At 67.1% G+C, this 6,419-nt stretch carries 5 protein-coding genes; 4 read left to right on the top strand and 1 reads right to left on the bottom strand.

Features of this window, described 5'->3' with window-relative positions; translation table 11 throughout:
* Nucleotides 1-72 precede the first annotated feature (72 nt).
* A complete protein-coding gene (gene ggt, locus A7X97_RS00025; RefSeq protein WP_088496831.1) occupies nucleotides 73-1,791 on the bottom strand; it encodes a gamma-glutamyltransferase in 1,719 nt (572 codons plus the stop codon).
* A gap of 687 nt (nucleotides 1,792-2,478) precedes the next feature.
* On the opposite strand from ggt, the gene ilvC reads away from it, so the two are divergent.
* The 4 genes from ilvC to A7X97_RS00005 form a co-directional block, all read left to right on the top strand.
* Nucleotides 2,479-3,453: a ketol-acid reductoisomerase gene (gene ilvC / locus A7X97_RS00020; RefSeq protein WP_053499062.1), complete on the top strand. Its 975-nt coding sequence runs from the start codon at nucleotides 2,479-2,481 to the stop codon at nucleotides 3,451-3,453.
* Nucleotides 3,454-3,492: 39 nt separating this feature from the next.
* Nucleotides 3,493-5,229 (top strand): acetolactate synthase 2 catalytic subunit, encoded by a 1,737-nt coding sequence (gene ilvG, locus A7X97_RS00015; protein WP_088496828.1) that lies wholly within the window; start codon nucleotides 3,493-3,495, stop codon nucleotides 5,227-5,229.
* The gene (locus A7X97_RS00010) at nucleotides 5,213-5,464 is read left to right on the top strand and encodes an ACT domain-containing protein (RefSeq protein ID WP_005419108.1); all 252 of its coding nucleotides are present in this window, start codon (nucleotides 5,213-5,215) and stop codon (nucleotides 5,462-5,464) included. The genes ilvG and A7X97_RS00010 overlap by 17 nt, the downstream gene beginning before the upstream one ends.
* A gap of 96 nt (nucleotides 5,465-5,560) precedes the next feature.
* Nucleotides 5,561-6,419: threonine dehydratase (locus A7X97_RS00005; RefSeq protein ID WP_111007439.1), on the top strand; the 859-nt coding region annotated here is incomplete at its 3' end.

Below are 6,419 nucleotides of genomic sequence, written 5' to 3'. Positions count from 1 at the left end.
ACCCACCCGCCCGGCCAAGCCCGTATCGCTGCCCCCACCGCAGAGGGGGCTCAGCCCGGTGGCCGGTAAACCTCAGTACCCCGCCGCCTGCCCATCCTTTCGGCTCTCCGAAGCCCCGTAGTAAACCCCGGTCTCGGGATCGCGCATGATCGCCTGGTAACCGCCATACGGCCCATCTGCGAACACGATGCGATGCCCCTTGCGCATCAGCGCACGCACTGTTTCATATGGGAAGCCGGTTTCCAGATTCACTTCACCACTGTCGGCCATCGCCGTGGCCTGGCCGGTCGGCTCGGTCGAGCCTTCATGCTGGATGCGCGGTGCGTCGCCGGCTTCCTGCAGGTTCATCCCGAAGTCCACCAGGTTCATCACGATCTGCGCATGGCCCTGCGGTTGCATCGCACCGCCCATCACGCCGAAGCTGGCATACGGCTTGCCACCCTTGGTGATGAACCCCGGAATGATCGTCTGGAAGGGGCGCTTGCCCGGTGCGTATCCGTTGGGATGGTTCTTCTGCAGCACGAACATCTCGCCGCGGTCCTGCAGGATGAAGCCCAATCCCGGCGGCGCCATGCCGCTGCCCATGCCGCGGTAATTGGACTGGATCAACGAGACCATCATGCCGTCGGCGTCGGCCACGGTCATGTAGATCGTGTCGCCTTCCTCCAGCTGCTTCGGTGTGCCTGGCTGCACTTCCTTCAAGGCCTTGTCCATCGAGATCAGCGCCCGGCGCTGCGCGGCGTACTCCTTGGAGATCAGCTTCTGCACCGGCGCCGGCTGGAATGCCATGTCGGCGTAGAAGCGCGCACGGTCGGCGAAGGCCAGCTTCTTCGCTTCGACGAACAGGTGCACGTGCTCGGGTGAGCCGAACGGAATCTTTGAAAAGTCGTAGCCTTCCAGCACGTTGAGAATCTGCAGCGCAGCGATGCCCTGGCTGTTCGGTGGCAGCTCCCACACGTCGTAGCCACGGTAGTTGCTGCTGACCGGTTCGACCCACTCTCCGTGGTGGTCGGCCATGTCCTGGTAGCTCAGGTAACCGCCGTTGGCCTTGAAGTAATCGCCGATGGTGTGGGCGATCTCGCCCTTGTAGAACGCATCACGACCGCCGTCGGCGATCTTCTGCAGGGTGCTGGCCAGGTTCGGGTTCTTCCACATCTCGCCCTTGCGTGGAGCATGGCCGTTGATCGTGAACTGCTCCTTGAAGCCCGGGTACTGCGACAGCTTCGGCACCGAGCGATCCCAGTAGTAGGCAATCACCTCGGCCACCGGGTGCCCTTCGCGGGCGTAACGGATGGCCGGCGCCAGGTTGTCGGCCATCGGCTTGCGGCCGAAGCGATCGTGCAGGGCGAACCAGCCGTCGACCGCACCGGGCACAGACACCGGCAGCGGGCCGGTGGCCGGGATGTCCTTCAGGCCGCGGCGCTGGAACTCAGCCAGGGTGAGCGATTTCGGCGAGCGCCCCGAGCCGTTGTAGCCATAGAGCTTCTGCGTCTTCGGGTCCCAGACGATGGCGAACAGGTCGCCACCGATGCCGTTGCCGGTCGGCTCCATCAGGCCGAGCGCGGCATTGGCCGCGATCGCCGCGTCGACTGCCGAGCCTCCGCCCTTCATCACGTCCAGCGCGATCTGGGTGGCCAGCGGCTGCGAGGTAGCCGCCATCGCATGCGGGGCGATCACCTCCGAACGGGTGGCGAAGGTGTGGCCGGTGATGCGGTCGGCGGCGATGGACAGTGCAGGCACGGCAGCCAGCACGGCGGCGGCGAGCAGGGAGCGGGCAAGGCGTCGGGACACGGTCGGGTTCCGGTGGAAGGCTGATCGCCTGATCTTCGCCGCTGCGGCCTTCATGCGGTATCGGGCAGAGGTCATGGGCGATGGCCTTTCGGTGGGTGCCGACCAAGGTCGGCCCCACCAAGGCGAACAGCGACCCGGAATCCGCGCAAAAAGCGTATTGAAAGGAGTGAATTCGGGTTCACTGAAACACTTTCAGTGGCAACCATCCTTGCGGCGCAAGCGATTTCGCTGGACTCACTGGAAACCGATAAAAAAACTGTCGTCAGGGTTGACACCGCCAAAACGCCTGTGTTTCTCTCGATCGCATGTTGCATCACAACACGCCACCGCGAACCCACATCGAAGCCGCCGCCATCGGCGCCGCCTCGCTGCGTTCGATTCTTGTGCTCGTACTTATTACCCAACCCACAGGTGCGGGACGAGCCAGCGTGTAAGCAACAGACACACCGGAACTCTTCAAAAACCCGCACCCGCCCCGGTGCGGGTTTTTTCATTTCAGAACCTGGTTTCAGACGCAACCACCATGACCAACGCTCATCGCACAACCCGGACCTGCAGCACCATGCCTCGTGGTGGCTGTGCCTGTGCGATGCGCGGCGCCCCCTCCACCGCTTTCCCCTGACCGGCCGGCACGTCACCTCGACGACCGGCCGTTCTTTTTTCTTCCCACCGCAAGGAACCTCCCCCATGAGCACCAACGACCTGCCCCAGACCAAGATCGCCGTCATCGGCTACGGCAGCCAGGGCCGCGCCCACGCACTGAACCTGCGCGAATCCGGCTTCGACGTGGTGGTAGGCCTGCGTCCGGGCGGCCCGACCGAAGCCAAGGCCCAGGCCGATGGATTCACCGTGGTGGCACCCGCCGATGCGGTGAAGGACGCCGACCTGGTCGCCGTGCTGACCCCGGACATGGTGCAGAAGAAGCTCTACAACGATGTGCTGGCGCCGAACATGAAGCAGGGGGCGTGCCTGCTGTTCGCCCACGGCCTGAACGTGCACTACGGCATGATCGAGCCGCGCGCCGATCTGGACGTCGTGCTGGTCGCGCCGAAGGGCCCGGGTGCGCTGGTGCGCCGTGAGTACGAGATCGGCCGTGGCGTGCCGTGCATCTGGGCGGTCTACCAGGACGTCAGCGGCAAGGCCGCGCAGCATGCCCAGGCCTATGCGGCCGGCCTCGGCGGTGCCCGCGCCAACCTGATCCAGACCACCTTCAAGGAAGAGACCGAGACCGATCTGTTCGGCGAGCAGGCGGTGCTGTGTGGTGGTGCGTCGGCGCTGGTGCAGGCCGGTTTCGAGACCCTGGTGGAAGCCGGCTACCAGCCGGAAATCGCCTACTACGAAGTGCTGCACGAACTGAAGCTGATCGTCGACCTGTTCTATGAAGGCGGCATCTCGCGCATGCTGGAATTCATCTCCGAGACCGCGCAGTACGGCGACTACGTCAGCGGCCCGCGCGTGATCGACGCCGGCACCAAGGCACGCATGAAGGAAGTGCTGAAGGACATCCAGGACGGCACCTTCACCAAGAACTGGGTGGCCGAGTACGAAGCGGGCCTGCCGAACTACAACAGGTTCAAGCAGGCCGACCTGGAGCACCCGATCGAGAAGGTGGGCAAGGAACTGCGCGCCAAGATGGTCTGGTTGCAAGGACAGGCCGCGTAACCGCGCGGCCCTCCCCCACCCGCTTTGCAAGGTTCCCCCATGAACTCTCCCACACACCGCAGCGCGCCGCCCAACGGCGCGCGCTGGCTGACCCAGGCGCTGGAGGCCGAAGGCGTCCGCACGCTGTTCGGCTATCCCGGCGGCACCATCATGCCGTTCTACGACGCGCTGGTGGATTCGTCGCTGAAGCACATCCTGGTACGCCATGAGCAGGGCGCGGCGCTGGCCGCCAACGGTTTCGCCCGCGCCAGCAACCAGGTGGGCGTCTGCGTGGCCACCTCCGGCCCGGGCGCGTCGAACCTGGTCACCGGCATCGCCGATGCGATGCTGGATTCGGTACCGATGGTCTGCATCACCGGCCAGGTCGGCACGCCGCTGCTGGGCACCGACGCCTTCCAGGAACTGGATGTGTTCGGCCTGACGATGCCGATCGTCAAGCACAGCTGGCTGGTTCGCAGCGTCGATGACCTGCCGCGCGTGGTGGCCGATGCGTTCCGGATCGCCCGCGAAGGTCGCCCCGGCCCGGTGCTGATCGACCTGCCCAAGGACGTGCAGCTGGCCGACGCCAGCCATCTGCCGGCGCATGCGCCCAGCAGCGTCGAACCACCGCCGGCGCCGGCCGAGGCCGCCATTGCCGAGGCCATTGCCGCGCTGGCCGCGGCCGAGAAGCCGGTGGTCTACGCCGGCGGTGGCATCGCCCTGGGCGACGCCGTACAGGACCTGCGCGACTTCGTCGAGGCCAGTGCCATCCCCACCGTGATGACGCTGCGCGGCCTGGGTGCACTGCCGGCCAGCCATCCGCAGTCGCTGGGCATGCTGGGCATGCACGGCACCCGCGCGGCCAACATGGCGGTGCAGGAAAGCGACCTGCTGCTGGTGCTGGGCGCACGCTTCGACGACCGTGCCACCGGCAAGCTGGCGGAGTTCGCACCGTTCGCCCGTGTCGTCCACATCGATGCCGATGCGTACGAGATCTCCAAGCTGCGCAGTGCCGATGTCGCCGTGCCCGGCAATGTCGGCCATGCCATCCGCGCCCTGCGTGCGGCCTTCCCCTCGCCCAAGGCCCACCAGGAGGCGTGGCGCAAGCGCTGTGCGCAGCATCGCGATCGCTTCGCCGCGCGCTACGACGCACCGGGCCAGCACATCTACGCGCCGGCCCTGCTGAAGCGCCTGAGCGAGCTGGCCCCGGCCGATGCGGTGATCGCCTGCGACGTTGGCCAGCACCAGATGTGGGTGGCCCAGCACTGCCGCTTCAACCACCCGCGCAATCACCTGACCAGTGGCGCGCTGGGCACCATGGGCTTTGGCCTGCCGGCCGCGATGGGTGCGCAGTTCGCCTGCCCCGATCGCACCGTGGTGCTGGTGTCCGGCGACGGCAGCTTCATGATGAACGTGCAGGAGCTGGCCACCATTGCCCGCTGCCGCCTGCCGGTGAAGATCGTGCTGCTGGACAACAGTTCGCTGGGCATGGTGCGGCAGTGGCAGGAGCTGTTCTTCGCCGAGCGCTACAGCGAGATCGACCTGTCCGACAACCCGGACTTCGTGGCGCTGGCGCAGGTGTTCGGCATTTCCGCCACCCGCATCGACGCGCGGGATGACGTCGAGGGTGGCCTGGCCGCGCTGCTGGCCGAACCCGGCCCGGCACTGCTGCACGTGGCCATCGATGCACGCGCCAACGTATGGCCGCTGGTGCCACCGAACACCGCCAACAGCACGATGCTGGAAAGCAACCCCGCCCATGCCCGCCAGGAGATCCCCAATGCACTACCGGCTTGACCTGGTGCTGCACCCGGCCGAAGGCGCGCTGTTGCGCGTGATCGGCATGGCCGAGCGCCGTGGCTTCGCGCCGCGTGCGATCAGCGGTGCGCCGGTGGCCGCCGACGATGGCCGCTGGCACCTGCAGCTGGTGGTGGATGGCCAGCGCCCGGCGGAAACGCTGTGCCGGCAGATCGAGAAGATCTACGACTGCGTGTCCGTGCAGGTCACCGCCGTGGAAGGAGCATCCGTATGAACACCCGTACCGTAGTGACCACGGTGCCGGTACGGAGGCGTCTTCTTCGCCGCCCGTGCCCGCATGCGGCGGTCGCCTGCACCCCGCTGGTGGCCCATGCCGGCCGCTGATGCCAGCCAGGAAAGCGATGTCGGCGACGTAAGCGTCGCCGACGTACTGGCGGCGCAGGCCCGGCTGCGCCGCTTCCTGCCGCCTACCCCGCTGCACCATGCCGAGCGCTTCGGCACCTGGCTGAAGCTGGAGAACCTGCAGCGCACCGGGTCCTACAAGGTGCGCGGCGCGTTGAACGCGCTGCTGGCCGGCCGCGAGCGCGGCGATACCCGGCCGGTGATCTGCGCCTCGGCCGGCAACCATGCCCAGGGCGTGGCGTGGGCGGCCTACCGCCTGGACGTCCCGGCCATCACCGTGATGCCGCATGGCGCACCGGCCACCAAGATCGCCGGCGTCGCTCACTGGGGCGCCACCGTGCGCCAGCATGGCACCAGCTATGACGAGGCCTACGCCTTCGCCGTCGAACTGGCACAGCGCCATGGCTACCGCTTCCTGTCCGCGTTCGACGACGCCGATGTGATTGCTGGCCAGGGTACGGTCGGCATCGAGCTGGCCGCGCACGCGCCGGACGTGGTGATCGTGCCGATCGGTGGTGGCGGGCTGGCCTCCGGCGTTGCACTGGCGCTGAAATCACAGGGCGTGCGCGTGATCGGCGCCCAGGTGGAAGGCGTTGACTCAATGGCGCGCGCCATCCGCGGCGACGTGCGCGAGATCGCCCCCGTCGCCTCGCTGGCCGACGGCGTGCGGGTGAAGATCCCTGGATTCCTGACCCGACGCCTGTGCACCTCGCTGCTGGACGACGTGGTGATCGTGCGCGAAGCCGAACTGCGTGAAACCCTGGTCCGGCTGGCACTGGAAGAACACATCATCGCCGAGGGCGCCGGTGCGCTGGCGCTGGCAGCCG

It is taken from the genome of Stenotrophomonas sepilia, from assembly GCF_003244875.1.
In the GTDB taxonomy this organism is placed as follows: Bacteria; Pseudomonadota; Gammaproteobacteria; order Xanthomonadales; family Xanthomonadaceae; genus Stenotrophomonas; species Stenotrophomonas sepilia.
This window is presented reverse-complemented; position numbering and strand designations above follow the sequence as displayed.

Bases quoted from the DNA above. Each gene is read 5' to 3' on its own strand.
- ilvC (WP_053499062.1), top strand. From the start codon at position 2,479: ATGAGCACCAACGACCTGCCCCAGACCAAGATCGCCGTCATCGGCTAC.
- ilvG (WP_088496828.1), top strand. From the start codon at position 3,493: ATGAACTCTCCCACACACCGCAGCGCGCCGCCCAACGGCGCGCGCTGG.
- A7X97_RS00010 (WP_005419108.1), top strand. From the start codon at position 5,213: ATGCACTACCGGCTTGACCTGGTGCTGCACCCGGCCGAAGGCGCGCTG.